Raw genomic sequence first — 20,834 nt, 5'->3', positions numbered from 1 at the left:
ACCTTCCAACCTGCCACATCAACTGGACATATCATGACCGCTATTGCCTCGGAACTTGCTGCCGCCATCCGCTCGATCAACGACTATCCGAAGCCCGGCATCATCTTTCGCGACATCACCACGCTTCTCGGCAATCCGCGTGCCTTCCGCCGCGCCGTGGACGAACTCGTCAATCCCTATGCGGGCACCAAGGTCGACAAGATCGCCGGCATCGAAGCGCGTGGCTTCATTCTGGGCGGCGCCATGGCGCATCAGCTTTCCACCGGCTTCGTGCCGATCCGCAAGAAGGGCAAACTGCCGCACACGACGGTGCGTGTTGCCTACAGCCTCGAATATGGCGTCGACGAGATGGAGATGCATGTGGATGCGGTCCAGCCGGGCGAGAAAGTCATTCTGGTGGATGACCTGATTGCAACCGGCGGAACGGCCGAGGGTGCCGTGAAGCTATTGCGGCAGATGGGCGCCGAGATCGTCTCAGCCTGCTTCGTCATCGACCTTCCCGATCTCGGCGGTCGCAAGAAGCTGGAAGATCTTGGCGTTGAGGTGCGGACGCTCGTGGAGTTCTCGGGGCACTGATCCTGAAGAGGCGACTGCTTAAGTTTTGGTATGGATTTTTTTCAGGACGATCCAAGTCCAAGTAACACCTGAAGCTCGATTGCCTGCTTGAATCGAATCGGTTTCCAAGGCCCGGATTAGGCCGAGCCCTGCCTTCTTCGCCTGGGCGATGGCTTCGTCAGGACGGATTGGGTAGGATGGCCGTCCTGCCGGCGACGGCCCGTGCCGGAGAGACATGATCAGCAGCCCGCCCTCTTCCATCATGCGCGTCAGGACTTCCAAGGCAAGCTGGCGTTGTTCGATTTCGATGTGGTGCCATACCCCGCACAGCGTGATGAGATCAAAGGGCGCATGGGTGAGAGTTTTATCGAGCACTGGCAAGCTGTCACTAAGCCATCTGATTCTCTCGGAAGCATGCAGGCGCATGCCAGGCTCGCGGAGTTCACTGACAGGCTCCACCGCCAATACTTCGTGGCCTTGGCTCGCGAACCAAGCGGCATCGCGACCGGTTCCGGCACCGATATCAGCAATGCGGACAGGACGGATGGGCAGCAAATCCAAAACGGGCGCGTAGACCTCGCGGCAGTCCAAATTATCGAAGCGAGATATGAGTTCAGGGGTCGCTGCCTCTGCGTAGCCTTTCAGAACATCTGTCATCCGCCGGTGATCCTGCCTGCTGCGTTACCTTCACTCGAACTCCAGCACCTTGCTTTCAAACGTGACCACGAGCTCGCCATGCTGGTTGACGCCTTCGTTCAGCGTCGTGTTCAGCAGCAGACCGGGCCGCGAGGCAAGCGGGCGGGCAGCGAGAAGGGTGGCGAAATAGGTGACGTCGTCACCGGCATAGACCGGATGCAACCATTTGAGGTTGGCGATGCCCGGGGAGGGACCGAGCTTTGGCGGCTCGATACCTTCGCTCGTCAGCCGCTTCACTTCCTTCGTCCAGTAATTCAGGAAGCACTTCATCCAGGACGCGCTTGTCTGCCAGCCGGAGGCACACAGACCGTCGAAGACGGAGTTCTTTGCCCCTTCTTCACTCAGGTGGAATGGCTGCGGATCGAATTTTTCGGCATAGCGGATGATCGACTCGGCCGAGAAGTGGACCGTGCCAAGTTCGAGTTTATGGCCCACGGGGTAAAGTTCGGTGAACTTCATGGCTTCGCCTCCGCCGATGTCGCCAGCATGGCATTCAATTCGACAATGCAGACCGTGTCGCCGTGCTGATTTTGCAGTTCATGACGGAGCTTGACGACGCCCCGGTCTGGCCGGGATTTCGCCACGCGGCGTTCGACAACAGTCGAGGAGCCTATCAACGTGTCGCCCGCCAGAACCGGCTTTTTCCATTCGACAAAATCGACGCCAAGTCCGGCGTGGGCGCTCGATTGACCGATATAGCTGTCCACAGTCATGCGCATCAGCATGCCGCATGTGTGCCAGCCGGAGGCGGCGAGGCCGCCCAGAATGCTGGCCTTGCCGGCTTCTTCCGAAAGATGCATGGGCTGCGGATCGAATTCCATTGCGAATTCAATGATCTCTTCCGCCGTCACCGTCTTTGGCCCAAGCGGAAAGCTGCGCCCTGGCGCAAAATCGTCGAAACTATATTTCACGAGCTTACTCCTCCGTCCCTTGATGCTCAGAGCCGGTCCGGACAATCCGACAGGTCGATTTCGCGATGCATGTCGCGCACCTCTGTGTCAGGCTTCCAAACACGTTCCGACTGCAAGCTAACGCAAATGTTCCCTTTACGTAAAGGTCAGATCGGTCGCGGGTTGATGAAAATCGATGATGGGTAAGAGGAGCGGAGGTGCTTGGCATTTGAAGTTGTAAATGATGCTTCCTCTCACGGGGAAGCGCACTTATGTCGAGCGCTACCCACACAAGCCTCGATTAAAGCGCGGGTGACGCAGAGGACGGCAGGAACTTTTGCGGCCGTCCGAGCGCCGCAGGTGTTTCGCCACCTGCGGCGAGACTCGATCAGGTGTTGAAGCGGAAGTGGATAACGTCGCCGTCCTGAACGACATATTCCTTGCCTTCATCGCGGCCCTTGCCAGCTTCCTTGGCGCCGACTTCGCCCTTATAGGCGACGTAGTCGTCATAGCCGATGGTGAAGGCGCGGATGAAGCCGCGCTCGAAATCGGTGTGGATGACGCCTGCGGCCTGCGGTGCCTTGGTGCCGCGAACGATGGTCCAAGCGCGGCATTCCTTTGGGCCTACGGTGAAGTAGGTGATGAGATCGAGGAGGTGGTAACCGGCGCGGATCAGCCGGTCGAGGCCAGCCTCTTCGAGGCCGAGGGCTGACAGGAATTCCTTGGATTCGTCTTCCGGCAGCTGTGCGACTTCGGATTCGATTGCCGCGGAAATGATGACGCACTCGGCCCCTTGCGCCTTTGCCATTTCGGCAACGGCCTTGGTGTGTTCGTTGCCATCGACTGCATCGGCTTCCGCCACGTTGCAGACGTAGAGGACTGGATGCGAGGTCAGAAGGTTCAGGCCCTTGAGGACTTCGATCTCATCGGCTGCCAGCGTCTTCAGAAGAAGGCGGGCGGGCTTTCCTTCGTTGAGAAGCTTGATGACCGCTTCCATGACCGGCAACTGCGCGAGCGATTCCTTGTCCTTGGACGTGGCGCGCTTGCGGGTCTGTTCGACGCGGCGCTCCAGGCTTTCCAGATCAGCAAGCATCAGCTCGGTTTCGATCGTGTCGGCATCGCCGACCGGGTTGATACGGCCTTCGACATGGGTGATGTCGTCATCTTCAAAGCAGCGCAGCACGTGAACGACGGCGTCCACTTCACGGATGTTGGCCAGGAACTTGTTGCCGAGGCCTTCGCCCTTCGATGCCCCGCGCACGAGGCCGGCGATATCGACGAATGAGATGCGGGTCGGGATGATTTCCTTCGAGCCGGCAATGTCGGCCAGAACGCGCATGCGGGCATCCGGCACGGCGACTTCACCGGTGTTCGGCTCAATGGTGCAGAAGGGATAGTTTGCCGCCTGTGCTGCTGCCGTTTTCGTCAGCGCGTTGAAGAGGGTGGACTTGCCGACATTCGGCAGGCCGACGATACCGCATTTGAAGCCCATGGCTTAAACCTGTCTTTGACTTTTGAATTTCCGATTGCGAGCCTTTTGCGGAAACGCCGGAGCAAGGTCAAGTCTTGTTGCAGCAAAGGGCGAGAAATCCGCCCTTTTGCGAGTAGGCTTAAGGCTGTCCGAAGCCGAACCAAGCGGATATCAGCGCCCAGCCACCATAGACGATGCCGATGGAGAAGAGCACCGAGACGATGGCCAGAACCAGTCCGCCCAAGAGCGCGAGGTCATCGCGTTGCGCCAGCGCCAGGGCGATGATCAGCACCGTGATCCCGGGGAGCGTATTGCCGAACGGGATCGGGAGCGCGATGATCACGGCCATCAGAAAAATCACGATGCCGATGAAAGCCGGTCCGGCAAAGCGTGCCAGCATGTGGCCGCGTGGTTTCAAGAGCGCTTCCAGCTTCTCCAGCCGGGGTGCTGCCTTGTCTGCCGTTAGCTCGATGATCGAGCGCGAGACGGAGAGACGACCCAGGACACCAGGCAGAACAAGCCTGCGTGCTCGAAACATCATCTGCAGCGACAGGATCGCCAGTGCCGTGCCGAAGATCATGCCAGCCGGAATACCAGGCGTTGGAATGATCGCCGGAATGGCAAAGACCAGCAGCACGAAGGCGATCGCCTTGTCGCCCAGCCGATCCAGCAGACAGTCGAGCGTGACGCGTTCGGGGAGGTCATGCGGCAGGCGCTTCAGCGCTGCCGCCATGCTTTGATGTGGCGCTTCCTTATCCATGGCGCGCCCAATTCGGGAATGTCACAATCAAATGGCCGATATTGGTCATGCGCAAAGAGATGGGGAGGTCGCGCCGTGTTTCAAGGCGCCATGTCCCCAATCCTGCGTCGGCCTGCCGTCTGATCAGCGCTAAGCCCGGTGAGGACTTTTGTCGTCAGTCCTTCTTGCCGAACATCCTCTTCAGCATCTCGGCCATGGGGCCGGTCTCCGGCAGCTTCTTTGGCTGGGCGTGGTTTCGCGCCTGATGGATGTGCGACTGCGCCGCCGGTTTTGCCGCTTTGATGGGCTTTTCGACTTCGGCCTTCGCGCCGGTCGCAAGGGCCAACTTATTCATAAGCTGGGAGTCTTCACCCTTCACCAACATTGCGGCGTTGTCGGCGATGGCGTCGAGCAGCGGGTCGAGCCATGCCTTGTCGGCCTTGGCGAAATCGCCAAGCACATGACCATGCACGCGGCCCTTGTCTCCCGGATGGCCGATGCCGAGGCGCAGGCGGCGATATTCCTTGCCGCAATGGGCGTCGAGGGATTTCAGGCCGTTATGGCCCCCATGCCCGCCACCGGTCTTGATGCGGGCGCGGCCGGCCGGCAGGTCCAGCTCATCGTGAATGGCGATGATGTCGCCGGGCGCCAGCTTGTAGAAGCGCATGGCTTCGCCGACGGATTCACCCGACAGGTTCATGAAGGTCAGCGGTTTCATCAGCAGGATCTTCTCGCCGGCGATCTCACCTTCTGAGATCTCCGCCTTGAACTTTCTCGACCACGGCGTGAAGGAGGGCAGGCGTTGCAGGGCATCGACAGCCATGAAGCCGATGTTGTGACGGTTGCCCGCATATTGATTGCCGGGGTTGCCGAGGCCTGCAATGATGATCATGGACGAAATTCCGCTTCACTCAAAATCGATACACTTCACCAACGCGAAACGCGGCGGGTGTCAACTTTTTTGTGAGGGCGCGAGCTGTTAGTCGCTGATGATCAAACCGTATTTCTCGTAAATGCGTCTCTGGGTACCGTCGACAATCAGATCGTCCAGCACCTTCTGCATCTTCTCGATCAGGCTGTCCGGTACGCTCTTGTTGCAGGCCATACCAAGCCTCTGCCGGCTGAAGGTGATGACCTCCTCAAAGTCTTTCTGGGGGAGATTCTTTAGCGCGCTTTCCGACATGGGCATCAGGTCGATGCGGCCTGCGGCGAGCTTTGAGAGCGTGTTGTTGAAATCGGCGCTGATGTCGATCCGCGGGAAATTCATCGAGCGGAGCAGGCCTTCGGTGTAGTCGTTGCGCTGTGTTCCGACGGTATATTCCTTGGCATCCTCCAACGTCTTGATGTTCATGACGTGGCCCTGACGCGCAACCAGAACATTGCGATCCGTGTGAATGGGGGAAACCCATTTAAAGCGGGGCTCGCGCTCGGCGGTGCGGGCCGCGGCAAAGACGCAGTGCATGGGTGCGGTCTCTGCCAGCTTTATGGCGCGCGCCCAAGGCATGACCGTCGCTTCATACTGCGTGCCGGTTCGTTCCAGAATGATCTTCAACTGATCCCAGTAGACGCCGCTTGGCTGTCCATCGGCGTCGCGCAGATTGTAAGGCGGATAATATTCCGTCGATAAAAACAGTTTTTCGGCACTGGCCGATGTCGCGGCCAGCAAGCAGGTCGACAGACCGATCGATAAGAGTATTGCTCGTAACACTGCTACCCCTCCCACAGCGTTTATTGCGCGGCTTTCAGCCTTTTTCCATCCTCCAGCGGAACCTGATAGGTTTCGATCAGAGACTGTATCGCGCGCGGTCTGGAAAACAAATAGCCCTGCCCGCAATCCACGCCGATCTCTTGCAGCATCGTCTTCTGCTCTTCCGTCTCGATGCCTTCGGCAATGACGAGGCAGTTCATCTTGTGGGAGATCGCGCTGATGCCTTCCACCAGCATCCGGCTTTTCTTGCTGATGTCGGGCGCATCCTTGCTGATGGAGCGCGTAAAGGACTGGTCGATCTTGACGATATCCACGGGGAAGCGGTTGAGGTAGCTCAGCGACGAATAGCCCGTGCCGAAATCATCGAGCGCAATACGGCATCCAAGCAGGCTGATGGCATTCAGGACGGCGCGCACCTGCGGGTCGTCATGCATCATCACGGCTTCGGTGATCTCTACTACGAGCCGCTGCGGAACGATGCCGTGGTGGTGCAGCAGGCCAGCGATGCGCGTCGGTAGACCGGCCTCAAACTGCTGGGCGGAGAAGTTGACGGCGACATAGGCCTTTTCGAGACCGGGAACGGCCGAGATGTCCGCGAGGTTTCGGATGGAATGCTCAAGAACGCGGTTACCGAGGCGCTTGATGCTGCCATTTTCTTCAGCCACGCCGATGATCGGGCCGGGCGGCAGAATGCCCTTGCGCGGATGGTTCAAGCGCATCAGGGCTTCGAAGCCGCAGGTCACGCCAGTCTGCAAGTTGAGAATGGGCTGGAAGTGTGCCTCAAGCCAGTCTTTCTCGATGGCCTGCTCTATTTCCTGCTCGATCTCTGCCCGCTGGCGCGCTTCGTTCATGATCGTGGCGTCGAAGATCTGGGCGCCATTCTTTCCGGCCCGCTTCTTGGTATACATGGCAAGATCGGAGTGTTGCAGCAGTTCCGAGGCGCTGCGGGCATGTTCGGGATAGATGGCAAGACCGATGCTGGCGCTGAGACGAATGCTCTGACCATGGAAAATGAAGGGGTCGTTGAACATCGCGCCGATCTTCTCGCAGATTTGCAGCGATCGCTCTTCCGCGTCCGACCCCGCAAGCAACAAGGCAAACTCATCGCCACCAAGCCGCGACGCGGAGTCGAGCGGATTGAGAACGCCTTTAAGGCGACCAACGAATTGTTTCAGAACCGCATCGCCTGCGGCATGGCCGAAATTGTCGTTGATGCCCTTGAAGCGATCGAGATCGATGAACAGGCAGGCAAGCTTCGTCTGAGCCGCATCGGCATGCAGTATCTTTTGGTCCAGCATGGCTTCGAAACCCTGGCGGTTCAAAAGCCCGGTCAGGTGATCAGAAATGGCCTGGAGGCCGTTGCGCTGTTCCGACTGACGAAGTTCCGTGACGTCCGTCATCACGCTCAGCACATCTGCGCTGGTCTCCTCGATGCCGGTTTGCAGCGTCTTTTCGGCAATCAGCACATCCATCGAACGCCCATCGGCGCAGATGAAGCGCACAGTGAGCTCGGCCGCGTAGGACTCATCGGTATGGTCGGATGGGCGGTTTTGATGGCGCTGGCGGAAACTTTCGCGATCGTCCGGATGGAGGAAGGCTTCAAAGGCGCAGCCAAGGGAATCCTCGCGACTATAGCCGGTTGCCTTCACCCAATAATCGCTCACCGCTGCGACACGATTTTCGGGATCGAGTGAAAACAGCATGGCCGGGGTGCGGTTGTAGATTTCCGTCGTGCGTCGATGGGCACGCTTGAGCTCGTGCTCTTCCCGTTCGAGCTGCGTCTGCATTTCGTTGAAGCTGAGAGCGAGCCGTCCCATCTCGTCGCGCGAGCGCCAGTCGACATGGTGGCGCGAGCCCAGCCTGCGGGTTGCCTCAATGGCGGCCGTCAGCCGCAGAAGCGGGCGCATGATCATCATCCGGTTGCCGACGATGGCGGCGCCAAACACCGTCAAGATCGCCAGAATGAAGATCGACAGGAAGGATAGCTCGATGCCGTTCAGCGATGAGAACAGGCCGACATTGCGGAAGAAGATCTTGATCGTCCCGACCTTGGTCTCGCCGTCGAGGTTCTTGTAGTAGATGTCACGGCTAAGCGACGACATGTCGTCGCTTCTAGGGTCGCTTGATGTCTGAGTAACGTCGAGCTGGCCGAAACTGTCCCTGACCCGGACCATATAGATCGCAGGGTCGGTAATCAGCGTGCCGGTAATCTGGTTGATGCTTTCGTCATCCAGATCCCAAAGAGGGCGGCCGAGAGCCTGTGCGTTGGCGACGATGAGAATTTCGAGCCGGTCTGCCTGGCTGGAGATCGCGGCATTATAGGATAGGCTGAGCAAAATCGTAAAAAGCGGCGCGACGATAGCCAGCAACGCGCCGGATATGATCACCAGGAATCGCCTTTCTACCGAATGGGTCATCTGCCCTCTCTTGATCCTCAAAAACTCCCGTCCATGCGGTAAAGGCCCAAGCGCCGTGAGGGCGTTTTCGATTGCTCGAGAGCCTTTTCCAGCTGCGGTTGTAGAACCAAAGCTTTGAGGTATCGTTTCGCAGAATGCTTAATCATTCTTGAATTGAGTGGCGGCATTCGAAGCGCGTCAGATGGCGCTGGCGATGTTGTCGCGCGGATGAACTTGCATGCAAAAGGCCCCGCATCTTTCGATACGGGGCCTCTTCAAGAAAACCAAACAGGTCTTATTCGGACTTGTTTTCGCCTTCCGCTTCTTCAGCAGCAGGTGCTTCGTCTTCAACAACGTCGACAACCGGCGGAACGATCGTTGCAACGGTGAAGTCGCGATCGGTGATCGTCGGAACCACGCTCTTCGGCAGCTTGATCTGCGAGATGTGAACGCTGTCACCGACCTTCAGACCTTCGAGGTCGACGGTGATGGCGTCAGGGATCTGGTCCGCAGGAACGTTGGCTTCGATGGTGTGGCGAACGATGTTCAGAACGCCACCGGTCTTGATCTCGGACTTCTCTTCATTGATGAAGTGAACCGGGATTTCGACGGTTACGTTCGAGTTGGCCGAAACGCGCAGGAAGTCCACGTGCATCGTGAAGTCACGAACCGGGTCAAGCTGGTAGTCCTTCGGCAGAACCTTGTACTTCTGGCCGTTGACGTCGATCGTTGCGATCGTCGTCATGAAGCCGCCGCCGTGGATGCGCTTGGTGATTTCGTTGGTCGAAATCGCGATAGAAATCGGGGCCTGCTTGTCACCATAGATGACAGCGGGAATCAAACCGTTGCGGCGAAGTTCACGAGAGGACCCCTTACCAACTCGTTCGCGCGCCTCGGCCTTGAGCTCATAAGTTTCTTTGCTCATGGCATTTCCTTTTCGAGGTTATATGGAGAGTTCAAACCGGCGTGGCCGGGCGAGAACTGGGGCGGCGCTTGCGCCAACCCGACCGCGTTGCCTCCAAGGGTGTCTACACGGATGCGCGCGCTATAGTATAAAGCGGCCTTGAACGCAAGACCGCGGGGGTTTTACATCGGATCACACCCGCTCCACGCGTGGTGACGCTCAAGCGGCGTCGCATGCGACTATTTTACCGTTGAAAGATCGCCACAACCGGCGCACGATAACAGAAGCTTTGGGAGGAGCCTATGTCGAACGATGCCGCACATGCCAATCATGTCTATGAGAGCGCCAACCGTTCATCGGCTGCCGCAAGTTCCCCCATCGTCGCATCCTGGCGACGCTGCATGACGATGCATCATCTGACGCCGGAGGAAAACCGCAAGCCGATCTTCCTGTCGGAAGCGGAATTTCGCAGGGCGCGCGACGAGGCATCTGCTCTTCTGGCGGAAAGCACCGATGAAATCGACCGCATCTTTTCCACCGTCGGCAGGGCCGGGTGCTGCCTGCTGCTGACCGATGCCAAGGGCGTTGCCCTGGAACGGCGCGGTGCTGCGGGCGATGATGACGATTTTCGAAAGGCGGGGCTCTGGTCCGGCGCGCTGTGGAGCGAGGCGAGTGTCGGCACCAATGGCATAGGCACCGCACTTGCCGACGAGCGGCCGGCGGTGGTTTATCGCGACCAGCATTTCTTCAGCTCCAACATCAATCTCTCCTGCACCACAGCGCCGATCCGCGACCACCGGGGGCAGGTGACGGGCGCGCTCGACATTTCCACCTGCCGGGACGACATCAACGAACTGACCTTTTCCATGGTGACGCAGACCGTGCGCGATGCCGCGCAGCGCATCGAGGGCAATCTGTTCCGCCGCGCGTTCCCGGGCGCCCGCATCCTGATCGTGCCGCCTGGCCAATCGACGATGCTGTCGCTGCTGGCCGTCGATCAGGACGATATCATTCTGGGGGCGACCCGCGCTGCACGGCTGGCGCTGCGGCTCGATGATGCGCGGATAGCGCAAGGGATCCCCGCATCGGACGCACTCAAAGAAGAGCGGCATGACAAAGGCAGCGACCTGATGGAAGCCGAGCGCGCTGCTTTAAGACGGGTCCTGGCGCGCACCAATGGCAACGTGACTCAGGCGTCCGAATTGCTGGGGATCAGCCGCGCGACGCTTCACCGCAAGATGAAGAAGCTCTCCGTGCATTGAAACGGAGGCGCAAGCCTTGATTGGCCTGGCCGTTGTCGCAGATGTGAAACACTGTGCACTGCGGAACGGCCTGCCGCCCCTTTGATTTGCCCGATTGTAGGCACAACCTCTCTCCACGCGATCAACCAATGATCGTTGTTCATCAGGGAGGATGAAAACATGAACATCCAGGTTCAGCACAAAGCGGGAGAAACCCCGTTCAAACTGAAATACGGCAACTATGTCGGCGGCCAATGGGTGGAGCCGAAGTCCGGCCGCTACATGGACAATATCTCCCCCGTTACCGGGCAGAAGATCTGCGAAGTGCCGCGCTCCGATGCCAGTGATATCGAAGCAGCCCTCGATGCCGCGCATAAGGCGCGCGCAGCCTGGGGCCGCACGAGCGTCACCGAACGCTCCAATATTCTTCTCAAAATCGCTCAGCGTATCGAGGACAATCTCGATCTGATCGCCCGGGCAGAAACCTGGGATAACGGCAAGCCGCTTCGTGAAACCACCAATGCCGATATTCCGCTGACCATCGATCACTTCCGTTATTTCGCAGGCTGCATTCGCGCGCAGGAAGGGTCGATCGGCCAGATCGACAATGACACCGTCGCCTATCATTTCCATGAGCCGCTCGGTGTCGTCGGCCAGATCATTCCCTGGAATTTCCCGATCCTGATGGCTGCCTGGAAGCTTGCACCGGCACTTGCCGCCGGCAACTGCGTGGTGCTGAAGCCGGCCGAGCAGACACCTGCTTCCATCCTGCTTGTCATGGAATTGATCGAGGATCTTCTGCCGCCGGGCGTGCTCAACATCGTCAACGGGCTTGGCATGGAAGCCGGCAAGCCGCTGGCGCAGAGCAACCGCATCGCCAAGATTGCCTTCACCGGTTCGACCTCGGTCGGCAAGGAAATCATGCGCTATGCGGCGGATAACGTCACCAACATCACGCTGGAGCTCGGCGGCAAGTCGCCGAATGTCTTCTTTGCCGATGTGATGAACGAGGATGATGCCTTCCTCGATAAGGCGCTGGAAGGCTTTGCCATGTTCGCGCTGAACCAAGGCGAAGTCTGCACATGCCCATCCCGCGCGCTGGTGCATGAATCCATCTATGACCGCTTCATGGAAAAAGCCCTGAAGCGGGTGCAGGCGATCAGCCAGGACGATCCGCTGAATGCCTCCACCATGATCGGCGCGCAGGCATCTCAGGAACAGTTCGACAAGATCATGAGCTACCTCGAGATCGGCAAGAAGGAAGGCGCCAAGGTGCTGACCGGCGGCGACAAGAAATCGCTCTCAGGCAATCTGAAGGACGGCTTCTACATCCAGCCGACTGTGTTTGAAGGCAACAACAAGATGCGGGTCTTCCAGGAGGAAATCTTCGGCCCGGTTGTTTCCGTTACCACCTTCAAGACGGTGGAAGAGGCGATCGAAATCGCCAATGACACGGTCTATGGCCTGGGTGCCGGTGTCTGGAGCCGCGACACCAATCTGGCCTATCGCGCAGGTCGGGGTATCGAAGCCGGTCGCGTATGGACCAACTGCTACCATGCCTATCCGGCAGGTGCTGCGTTCGGTGGCTACAAGCAGTCGGGCATTGGTCGCGAGACCCACAAGATGATGCTCGATCACTACCAGCAGACCAAGAACCTGCTGGTCTCCTACAGCCCGAACAAGCTCGGCTTCTTCTGATACCGCGTGAACCCGGTGCCGGCGGCATTTCCGCCGGTGCCAACTCCGGCCATGGCTGGCATAAGGTCCTCAAAAAGTGCCGATGTCATTTGTATCAAGGCGATCTGAGTTGACGTAATAGTGTCATCAATCGGGCGCATATCCTCCTCGATATTGTTGCGTGGATCGATATGCGCCCTTTCTTTTTTTACTTTTTTCATTCCGCTCGCGCCGCCTGTTGGTGCCAATCATGAGCGGTGTTGCCGGACAATTTCACGGCACGGAACGCATCGGCGGGCTGGAAACGGAGCGTTCGCGCTGGGTTGCCATTGCTGTCTTCTCGGTCCTTGGCGTTACCCTGTTCCGCATCATCTGTCTTGCCTTCGACAGGACAGACCTCTTCGTCGATGAGGCGCAATATTGGCTGTGGAGCCGGGAGATGGCCTTCGGGGCCTATTCCAAGCCGCCGCTGATCGGCTGGGTCATTCGCTTGACCACCTGGATTATGGGCGGCGAGGGGACTTTCGACGTCCGTTTGGCGGCGCCAATCCTGCATGCGATGACCGCGGCTGCGATGTTCTATCTGGGGCGGATGATCTACGATGCACGGATCGGCGCGCTGGCGGCGATCATCTACATCACGCTGCCGGGCGTCTCGCTTTCCAGCCTGTTGATTTCCACCGATACGCCGATGCTGCTTTTCATCGTCGTCTCGCTGATCCTGTGGCGTAAACTTTCTGCCATAAGGACTGAAGGCGGGCCGCTGGCCTTGATACTGGCGATCGGGCTTGGCTTTGCTGTTGGCCTTGGATTTCTGTCGAAATACGCCATGGCCTTTCTGTTTCCCTTCGTGCCGCTGGCGGCCTATCTCGACAGGAACTGGCGGGTTCGGTGGTCACATGCTCTGTTCGCGGGAGCGGTCGCCACGCTCGTCGTCACGCCCAATCTGTGGTGGAACTATGCGCATGACTTCGCCACTGCCCGCCACACGGTCTCGATTGCCCACTGGAATGCTGCCGGGCTGAACTTCGGCTCGGCGCTGGGTTTCTTTGGCGCGCAGGCCGGTGTCGTCGGCCCCTTCGTTTTCATCGCCATGCTGATGGCCCTGCGGGATGTGAGAAACCCGACGGTGCGGTCTCTCTGCGCACTCAGCATTCCACTTCTCCTGTTGATGACCGCGCAGGCTCTGATCTCGCGCGCCTTCGCCAACTGGGCCGTCGGCGCCTATGCAGCAGGCCTCCTGCTTGCAACGCCGTGGCTTGCGGCACGACCGCATTGGCTGCGGGCGTCGCTCATTCTCAACACCGTCGCCGCCATCATCCTGCCGCTGCTGACCATCTTCGGTACGGAGTTGCGTCTTCCCAATGGCGATCTGGCGTTGAAGCGCTATCTCGGGCGGTTTGCTCTGGTATCGACAGCGATTGCAGATGCGAGAAGGCTTGACGCTCACGTTCTCGTTGCGTCCGACCGGTCCTTCCTGGCGGAAATGTTCTATCAGTTGAGAGACGACCACCACATTGTGCCACGGGCGTGGAACGAGGGTGTTGAGCCTCCCTCCAGTCACTATGCGCTGCTCTATCCGCTGCAGCCGGGCGAGACGGCCAACGCGCTTCTCCTATCGCGAGCCGACTCGCTTCCCGCCTGCATGAAGGATGAGCCGCCGCAGGCCGAATGGGCCGCGACCGCCGGCTTCATGGAACGCGCTACGGTGGGTCTTTGGAAAATCCCAGCCTCCTGCCTTGAGGGGGCGAACCATGGACCATGACATCCTCCATATGCGGCTCACCATCTGGCTGACGATCGCAACGCTTTGCGCCGTCATCGTCTTCGCGGCTTTCCCCTTCCTGGACCTCAGAATTTCCTCCCTGTTCTTTAACGGGCAGGCTGGTGACTGGGTGGGCCGCAGCCCGGACTTCATGTTCTGGAGAGATGTGTTGCGTCACGGCGGGGAGGCGTTTGCTGTCGTCACATTCCTCATCTTCCTGGGCAACGTCCTGATCGGAACCAAGCAGCAGACCGGCTGGCGGGTCTGGGCGTTCATCTGGGGCAATACGCTGGCCTGCGCCGGACTGCTGGTCAATGGTATCCTGAAGACATGGCTGGGCCGCGCCAGGCCTGACGGCGTGATTGAATTCGGCGGGTTTCAGACATTCACGCCGGCGTTTCAGCTGAGCAATCAGTGCTTCAAGAACTGTTCCTTTTCATCCGGCGAGGCGGCGCTGGTTGCAAGCGTCGTCCTGCCGGTCTGCGTCTTGCTCTGGCCGCAGCTGCCACGCAGCGGCAAGGTCGTCTGCACGGTAATCGCTGCTTTCCTGATCACAGCAACGGCCGCCATGCGCATGGCTGCGGGACGCCATTTCCTCAGTGACACGACGATGTCGATCCTCTTTGCCGCGCTGACGTCCCTTATCCTCTATCGTGTTCTCGCGATTGGGCAGCATCGGCAAGTCTTCACAGTCCGCCCGGTGGTGACGGACGTGCGCGCCATTCTGAACTACTCCCGAATCTACGCGAGACGGTGGCTGGTTATGCTGGTCAGGAAAGGTGTGAAGACGGTGATCGATCTGCGGGCATGGGCGGCGAAGGCAAAGATGTGGCCCTCGCAGCGACACTCAAACGTGGCAGTCGACTAACGCTGCTTCAATCTTTGTTGGCTTGGCGAAATTCTTGTCCTTTGCCAAGAATCCGAAGGATGATGACACTCTCGTCTTCAACGATGAACGCGACGCTGGCGTTTCGCTCAAAGCCGATAATCCGCAGTCCGTCACGAACGTCATCTCTAAGCGTGCCGCGCTCGGGAAACACGGTCAGACCACTCAAGAATTTACCGATGCAGTCAAGATATCTGTCAGCAACGCGGGATGAGCCTGACACGTCAACGATATAGTCGTAGATGCTGACAAGATCGTTTTGCGCCTCGGGAGTGAGACGCACCATATGACGTTTCACTCAACCGCGACCTTCACGCTTGGCGACGCGGGATCGGACGTTTGCTAAGCCTTCCTCGAGCGTAACCGTGCGTGTCGGATCTGATTTGTGAGCATCGTATGCCTCCACGACTTCATCCCGAAGCCAACGGTCCACTGCCGCGTCTTGCGCGGCGAGCGTTCTCAAACCATCGCGGATCACTTCGCTTTCGCTCGCATACTCACCAGACGCTACCTTGGCTTTGACCATTTCCGCCATGTCCAATGGTAGGGTAATGCTGAGGGACTGTGTTGTGCGCATGGTCATCACCTTCATATCGCCATCGGAGAATACACCAAGATAGGAGTGAGTCCTACTCGTTTCCAACGGCGGATGTAGAAGGCGAAGGAGCAGCTAGATCAATCGAAGAGACCCGAAACCGACTGTTCCATCGCCGTGCGGTTGATCGCTTCGCCCAGCAGAGTGGCGGTGGTGATCACGCGGATGTTGTGGGCGGACTGTACGCCGGTGGTCGGCTGGATGCTGTCGGTGATGACGAGTTCGCGCAACTTGGAGGATGCCACGCGGGCGACGGCGCCGCCGGAGAGAACGCCGTGGGTGATGTAGGCGGTGACGCTGGTTGCGCCGTTTTTCAGCAGCGCTTCGGCTGCGTTGCAGAGCGTACCACCGGAATCGACGATGTCGTCGATCAGAATGCAGTCTTTGCCGGAGACGTCACCGATGACGTTCATGACTTCCGACTCGCCTGGTCGATCGCGACGCTTGTCGACGATCGCGAGCAGACAGTCGAGACGTTTGGCAAGCGCGCGGGCGCGAACCACACCGCCGACGTCCGGCGAAACGACCATGACGTTATTGGTGTCGTAGTGTTCCTTGACGTCGCGGGCCAGAATTGGCGCGGCGAAAAGGTTGTCCGTCGGGATATCGAAGAAGCCCTGGATCTGGCCGGCGTGAAGATCGAGCGTCAGGACGCGATCGGCGCCGGCTTCGGTAATCAGATTGGCAACGAGCTTTGCCGAGATCGGCGTTCTTGGACCGGCCTTGCGGTCCTGTCGGGCGTAGCCGAAATAGGGGAGAACGGCGGTGATGCGCTTTGCCGAGGAACGACGCATCGCGTCGATCATGATCAGCAGTTCCATCAGGTGGTCGTTGGCGGGAAAGGATGTGGACTGGACGAGGAAAACGTCCTCGCCGCGTACATTTTCACCGATTTCTACAAAGATTTCCTGGTCCGCAAACCGTTTTACTGTGGCATTTCCCAGGGGAACATTGAGATACTTGCAGATCGCTTCGGCCAGATGCCGGTTCGAATTGCCTGCGAAAACCTTCATGGGTGCCGCCTGTTTTCCATGCCATCGCTTGAGCCCGGGATTTTTAAAGTCTGTTCCGCGGCCACTGCGTCGTTCAACGGGAAGGAATACCCGGCCCAGAAGGGCGCCGGACATGCCGTTTTGCCATGGGCGCCTTAATAGCGCTGTTGCCTGTGAATGCAATAGCCGGAACCGCGTTACCCATGATTTTCGTGAAAACTTTGTGACTCGGCTGTTTTCAATGTCGCTTCAATCGATTGGATCGGCGCAAGCGCCTTCGACCGACTGACTTATCCACGCCCGCTCTGCCGCCATGCCTGGTAATCATCCAGCGTCTTGGCTGCGATCTTCTGCATCACGCCATCGGTGACAGCCGACCATGGGTCGCTTCCGCGCGAGGCCACTGATTCCTGCCCCTGGAGGCGGTGAAGCCGCGCGCCATTGGCATCGAGAATATCCCAGACATAGACGATCGTAACCTTGCTGCCATCTTCGAAGGCGGACAGGTATCCCTTCAGGATGTTGTTGGCCGAGGTATCGGCGGAAGGCAGGATCGTCAGGCCCTTGGCGCGGGCTTCGGCGCCCAGTTGCCTGGAGAGCGGCGTGACGGCCTGGACCGGCGCGCCAATGATCGGCAGGAAGCGAATGCTGGCGCCACCCGACGGCGCAAGCGCTGCCGTCTGCTGCTGCGGTTGGGACGGTGGCTGCTGAGCCTGGCGGCTGACGGGCTGCCCATACTGAACGCCGCTCGTCATCGCCTGGGCTTGCGCCTGAAGCGTGTTCTGTGGCGCATAGGCCGGCACTTGCGAAGCGACGCCAGAACCGGAGCGATCAGCGGCTGCCGCCATCTGGTCGAGATCGCCCTGATTGACGGGGGTCGATGGCGTCTGATTGTGCCCGACATTGACTTGCGGGGTAAGCGCATCGCTGGTGTTGCATGCAGAAAGAGCCATCACGAGGCCCGGAACTGCAAGGAGCGCACCGAGCCTCTTCATGCCTTGTATCTTTTCATCATTGGCTCCGTCCTCCCCAGGATTGCTGTGATTTAAGGGTGGTTTGTGTTTGGAGTCAAATCAGGCGGTCAGCATATCGAGGCTGTGACGGGACAGCGATTGTGGGGCACCCTCGGTCGTCACATAGGTCTGACCGAGCGTCATGGCGATGCCGGCATCGCTGTCCATGATGATCATATGCACGAAGAGTGTCATGTTCGGCAGGATTTCCTGGGTGTTGCCGGCATAGAACATCTGATGCTCCATCCAGGAGGGGGAGAAGCGCGCGCCAAGCGAGTATCCGCAGGCGTTGAGGCGGTGGCGGGTCAAGCCGCGCTCATCCATGATCTTGGCATGCACGTCGAACACATCGCCGAAGGTGTAGCCGGGGCGAAGGACCTCTTCGATGGCCCGGATGTTTTCCGCGCAGGCGTTGTAGAGTTCCTTGTGGCGGAACTCCGGTTCGCCGATGACGACGGTGCGCATCATCGCCGCGTGGTAATGGGCGCTCGCACCTGCCCATTCGAGCGTGATCTGGTCCTTGGCATCGAGCTTGCGGCGGCCGGCCTTGTAGCGGCAAAGAAGCGCATCAGGGCCGGAGCCGATGATGAATTCGTTGGCGGGATAATCGCCGCCGCCGGAAAAGACCGCGCCCTGCATGGCGGCCAGAATGTCGGCTTCATCCGCGCCTGGCTTGATCAGGGCGATGGCCGCATCGAGCGCATCATCGGCAAGCTCTCCGGCGCGTTTGGCATAGGCAATTTCGGCTGGGCTTTTTACCAGGCGAAGCGTGCTGACGAGGTAGGAGGCATCGACGATCTGGCAGAAGCTTGCCAACTGGTTGTCCAGCAGGCGCGCCACGCGACCGGTCATGCCATGCGTATCGAACTCGATGCCGACGCGGCAACCGAGCAGATCCATCTCGCTCATCAGGTTCTTGAGATCGAGCGTCGGATCTGCGTTGAGACGATCCACCCAGATGACGATGTTCTCGATATTCGACGTATGACGGGCCTGACGCAGATCGGCGGAGCGCGTCAAAAGCGACACCGAGCCATCGGCCTTGACGATCAGCGTCTGGAAGAAGCAATAGCCGAAGGTGTCGTAGCCAGTCAGCCAGTACATGCTCTCCTGGGCGAAGAGCAGCACCGCATCCAGCTTTTCCTCTGCCATCTTCTCGATCAGGCGGGCGCGACGGGCCTCGAATTCGGCGGGTTCGAAGTGTAGAGCCATATTACGTCTCCAAAATTGCTATTGCTGAGATCTGCCGCCCGTAATCCGGCTCGGACAGATGCGTGGTCCTGCGGAAGGAAAAGAAACGCTTGTCATCCGGATAGGTGCAGAGATTGAGATTTTCGGCCCGGACGCCTGCCTTGGCGAGGCGATCCATGGTCAGTTGCTTGAGGTCGAAATAGGCATGGCCCTCGTTCTTCGAGGGGGCGAAGTATTGTTCGTAGGTGGGGTCGAGCCGCTTGAGGTCTTCCACACGCTCCGGGCCCACTTCGTAATTCTCCTGTGCGATGGAGGGGCCAAGTGCGGCAACGATGTTTTCGCGGCGTGCGCCAAGCGCGATCATGCTGTCGATGGTGTTTTCCAGAACGCCATGAACCGCGCCCTTCCACCCCGCATGGGCCGCACCGACGACGCTAGCCTGGCTGTCGGCAAAAAGGATCGGCCCGCAATCGGCGCTCAACACGCCAATGATGACGCCGGGCGTCGCCGTCACCATGCCGTCGGCCTGGGGCCTGTCGCCATCATAGGCTTCATCGATCACGACCACGTTAGGGGAGTGGATCTGGTGGACGGTTGCAAGCCGCTCTTCTGGAAGACCGAACCATCTGGCGACGCGGCTGCGATTTTCCAGTACCGACTGGCGCTCGTCTTGCGAGCCGAGACCGACATTCAGACCGCGATAGATGCCTTTCGAAACGCCGCCTTCACGGGTGAAGAAACCATGGCGTATGCCGTTTTCGGATGCCGCCTCAAGCAATGTGCTCTGAACGGGAAGCGGCAGCGTGTCGTCCTGCATGGGGTGTTCAATCCTTTGCGGTGTCGCCGATTTTTCAGTGATGATTCTGAGCGAGTGTTTCCGATGGGCGCATCTCAAAAAGATGCCGTGCGGCAGATGTGCTCTGCTTCGAATTGACCCAATGTTGGCCCAAGCGGACTGCCCGTGTCAATCTCCTCTCAGGCGTCCGGCGCGTTTCCACTTGTCAGCAGGCTCAATCCAGCGCGCGAAATGGCAGCAAATGAAGGGCAGGGCTGGAGACCGCAAGCACCTTGAAAAGCTCGCCCATCTTGCCGGCACCTTCGCCGGCGAGACGGTTGATGGCTTCGGCAATCGCCAGCGTCTGATCCGGCGTCGCGGTGGCCGCCAAAGCCTGTCCGCGTTCCTTGAGCCCGAGGCCATAGAGGAAATCGCCCTGGTGCAGGCAGCCGTTGACATGAACGCCGTTTGCCGTTGCCGTCTTCACCAGGCTTTCGAAATCCACATGGCTGGTCAGATCGGCTTCGCCTGGATGGGCAAGCACGGGATCATATTCATGCATTCTGAGCGCCTGCATGGTGTCGCCATAGCCGGCCACCATATGGCCGTAGTCGATGATCAGCGCGGTGCCGCTGTTGGCTTGCAGCCTTTCACAAAGTGCGGCCATGACGGCCTCGCGCGCAGGCGAATATTCGAAGATCGTGCCGAGCGCCTGACGCTCCGGCTGTGGAGGAAGAAGGTCCGGATCAATGCCTGCGACGCCTGCGGTGAAGATCAGTTCGTCATCCTCATCAAGGCTGACGACCCGTTCCCTGAACCCTTGGGGCGTCTTGACGAACTGGCGGATGGGAATGGCATCGAAGAGTTCGTTGGCTGCGATCAGCAGGAAGCCAGCCGGCACGTCGTCGAAGCTTTCGTGCCAGCTGATCTTGCCCTCATGCGCGGCAAGCGTCTTCTGCTGCGTTTCGGTCAGCAGCGGGCTCGTTTCGATGAGATGCACGCTCATGGCGTCATAGAGGGGGGCGGCGATCCTCTGGATGACCCGCAGCATATCCGCCATCATCGTCCCGCGGCCAGGGCCGATCTCGACAAGCCTGACATTGCCGGGCAGGCCATGACGCTGCCAGGCATGGACCATGAAGACGCCGAGCATTTCACCGAAAAGCTGGCTGACTTCCGGTGCGGTGACGAAGTCGCCCGTCCGGCCAAAGGGCTGGCGTGTCTTGTAATAGCCATGCTCGGGATCTGCCAGGCACAGCGAAAAGTAATCGGTAACGCTTAAGGGGCCGTTGAGCCGAATAAGAGACTTGATGCGACGAGCAAGGGGCGTTGGCATGTCA

22 protein-coding genes are annotated in these 20,834 nt (G+C 59.2%); 5 read left to right on the top strand and 17 right to left on the bottom strand.

The annotated features are described in order from the left end of the window. Positions 1-33: 33 nt before the first annotated feature. Positions 34-576: an adenine phosphoribosyltransferase gene (locus EYC79_RS19145; RefSeq protein ID WP_062598686.1), complete on the top strand. Its 543-nt coding sequence runs from the start codon at positions 34-36 to the stop codon at positions 574-576. A gap of 18 nt (positions 577-594) precedes the next feature. Here the strand turns inward: EYC79_RS19145 and EYC79_RS19140 are convergent, their stop codons facing one another. The 9 genes from EYC79_RS19140 to EYC79_RS19100 form a co-directional block, all read right to left on the bottom strand. Further along, entirely contained in the window at positions 595-1,212 is a 618-nt protein-coding gene (locus EYC79_RS19140) for a class I SAM-dependent methyltransferase (protein ID WP_130979122.1), read from the bottom strand. Between the two features lie 30 nt (positions 1,213-1,242). Next, positions 1,243-1,710: a MaoC family dehydratase gene (locus EYC79_RS19135; protein WP_130979121.1), complete on the bottom strand. Its 468-nt coding sequence runs from the start codon at positions 1,708-1,710 to the stop codon at positions 1,243-1,245. Further along, positions 1,707-2,162, bottom strand: coding sequence for a MaoC family dehydratase (locus EYC79_RS19130; RefSeq protein WP_245495319.1), 456 nt, complete (start codon positions 2,160-2,162; stop codon positions 1,707-1,709). Before EYC79_RS19130 ends, EYC79_RS19135 begins: the two co-directional genes overlap by 4 nt. Before the next feature lie 367 nt (positions 2,163-2,529). Next, entirely contained in the window at positions 2,530-3,633 is a 1,104-nt protein-coding gene (gene ychF, locus EYC79_RS19125; RefSeq protein ID WP_062426390.1) for a redox-regulated ATPase YchF, read from the bottom strand. Positions 3,634-3,751: 118 nt separating this feature from the next. Beyond that, complete coding sequence (locus EYC79_RS19120; RefSeq protein ID WP_062426391.1) at positions 3,752-4,372, bottom strand: exopolysaccharide biosynthesis protein; 621 nt, start codon at positions 4,370-4,372, stop codon at positions 3,752-3,754. A 154-nt stretch (positions 4,373-4,526) separates the two neighbouring features. Then, entirely contained in the window at positions 4,527-5,243 is a 717-nt protein-coding gene (gene pth / locus EYC79_RS19115; protein WP_130979119.1) for an aminoacyl-tRNA hydrolase, read from the bottom strand. Positions 5,244-5,330: 87 nt separating this feature from the next. Then, positions 5,331-6,059, bottom strand: a complete 729-nt coding sequence (locus EYC79_RS19110; protein WP_245495318.1) for a substrate-binding periplasmic protein — start codon at positions 6,057-6,059, stop codon at positions 5,331-5,333. 20 nt (positions 6,060-6,079) lie between these two features. Continuing rightward, positions 6,080-8,476 carry a sensor domain-containing protein gene (locus EYC79_RS19105; protein WP_130979118.1) on the bottom strand — a complete coding sequence of 799 codons (2,397 nt, stop codon included), beginning with the start codon at positions 8,474-8,476 and terminating at the stop codon, positions 6,080-6,082. Positions 8,477-8,750: 274 nt separating this feature from the next. Next, a complete protein-coding gene (locus tag EYC79_RS19100; protein WP_113261775.1) occupies positions 8,751-9,380 on the bottom strand; it encodes a 50S ribosomal protein L25/general stress protein Ctc in 630 nt (209 codons plus the stop codon). A 281-nt stretch (positions 9,381-9,661) separates the two neighbouring features. Here EYC79_RS19100 and EYC79_RS19095 point away from each other — a divergent pair, with 281 nt between their 5' ends. Together EYC79_RS19095 and adh are read left to right on the top strand one after the other, a co-directional pair. Next, positions 9,662-10,621, top strand: coding sequence for a helix-turn-helix domain-containing protein (locus EYC79_RS19095; RefSeq protein ID WP_130979116.1), 960 nt, complete (start codon positions 9,662-9,664; stop codon positions 10,619-10,621). Positions 10,622-10,780: 159 nt separating this feature from the next. After that, positions 10,781-12,298, top strand: coding sequence for an aldehyde dehydrogenase (adh, locus tag EYC79_RS19090; protein ID WP_062440297.1), 1,518 nt, complete (start codon positions 10,781-10,783; stop codon positions 12,296-12,298). On the opposite strand, the gene EYC79_RS19085 is transcribed toward adh, so the two are convergent. Next, on the bottom strand, positions 12,268-12,498 hold the full coding sequence (locus EYC79_RS19085; RefSeq protein ID WP_112360300.1) for a hypothetical protein: 231 nt from the start codon (positions 12,496-12,498) through the stop codon (positions 12,268-12,270). The two genes, adh and EYC79_RS19085, sit on opposite strands and share 31 nt — an antisense overlap. 29 nt (positions 12,499-12,527) lie before the next feature. Between EYC79_RS19085 and EYC79_RS19080 the strand changes: the two genes are divergently transcribed. Together EYC79_RS19080 and EYC79_RS19075 are read left to right on the top strand one after the other, a co-directional pair. After that, complete coding sequence (locus EYC79_RS19080; protein ID WP_112360299.1) at positions 12,528-14,042, top strand: ArnT family glycosyltransferase; 1,515 nt, start codon at positions 12,528-12,530, stop codon at positions 14,040-14,042. Then, entirely contained in the window at positions 14,032-14,910 is an 879-nt protein-coding gene (locus EYC79_RS19075) for a phosphatase PAP2 family protein (protein WP_165457078.1), read from the top strand. The genes EYC79_RS19080 and EYC79_RS19075 overlap by 11 nt, the downstream gene beginning before the upstream one ends. A 7-nt stretch (positions 14,911-14,917) precedes the next feature. Here EYC79_RS19075 and EYC79_RS19070 read toward each other — a convergent pair whose 3' ends face one another. The 7 genes from EYC79_RS19070 to EYC79_RS19040 form a co-directional block, all read right to left on the bottom strand. Beyond that, the gene (locus EYC79_RS19070) at positions 14,918-15,226 is read right to left on the bottom strand and encodes a type II toxin-antitoxin system RelE/ParE family toxin (protein ID WP_130979113.1); all 309 of its coding nucleotides are present in this window, start codon (positions 15,224-15,226) and stop codon (positions 14,918-14,920) included. Further along, positions 15,227-15,505, bottom strand: a complete 279-nt coding sequence (locus tag EYC79_RS19065) for a type II toxin-antitoxin system ParD family antitoxin (protein ID WP_130979111.1) — start codon at positions 15,503-15,505, stop codon at positions 15,227-15,229. Between the two features lie 98 nt (positions 15,506-15,603). After that, positions 15,604-16,536 (bottom strand): ribose-phosphate pyrophosphokinase, encoded by a 933-nt coding sequence (locus tag EYC79_RS19060; protein ID WP_062426401.1) that lies wholly within the window; start codon positions 16,534-16,536, stop codon positions 15,604-15,606. Between the two features lie 269 nt (positions 16,537-16,805). Continuing rightward, positions 16,806-17,510 (bottom strand): hypothetical protein, encoded by a 705-nt coding sequence (locus EYC79_RS19055; protein WP_130979109.1) that lies wholly within the window; start codon positions 17,508-17,510, stop codon positions 16,806-16,808. A 78-nt stretch (positions 17,511-17,588) separates the two neighbouring features. After that, positions 17,589-18,740 carry a M24 family metallopeptidase gene (locus EYC79_RS19050; RefSeq protein ID WP_062598675.1) on the bottom strand — a complete coding sequence of 384 codons (1,152 nt, stop codon included), beginning with the start codon at positions 18,738-18,740 and terminating at the stop codon, positions 17,589-17,591. 1 nt (position 18,741) lies between these two features. Then, positions 18,742-19,536, bottom strand: coding sequence for a peptidoglycan editing factor PgeF (pgeF, locus tag EYC79_RS19045; RefSeq protein WP_130979107.1), 795 nt, complete (start codon positions 19,534-19,536; stop codon positions 18,742-18,744). 193 nt (positions 19,537-19,729) lie between these two features. Beyond that, positions 19,730-20,830, bottom strand: a complete 1,101-nt coding sequence (locus tag EYC79_RS19040; RefSeq protein ID WP_130979106.1) for a class I SAM-dependent methyltransferase — start codon at positions 20,828-20,830, stop codon at positions 19,730-19,732. Positions 20,831-20,834: the final 4 nt, after the last annotated feature.

It is taken from the genome of Agrobacterium cavarae (genome assembly GCF_004310285.1).
Classification (GTDB): Bacteria; Pseudomonadota; Alphaproteobacteria; order Rhizobiales; family Rhizobiaceae; genus Agrobacterium; species Agrobacterium cavarae.
This window is presented reverse-complemented; position numbering and strand designations above follow the sequence as displayed.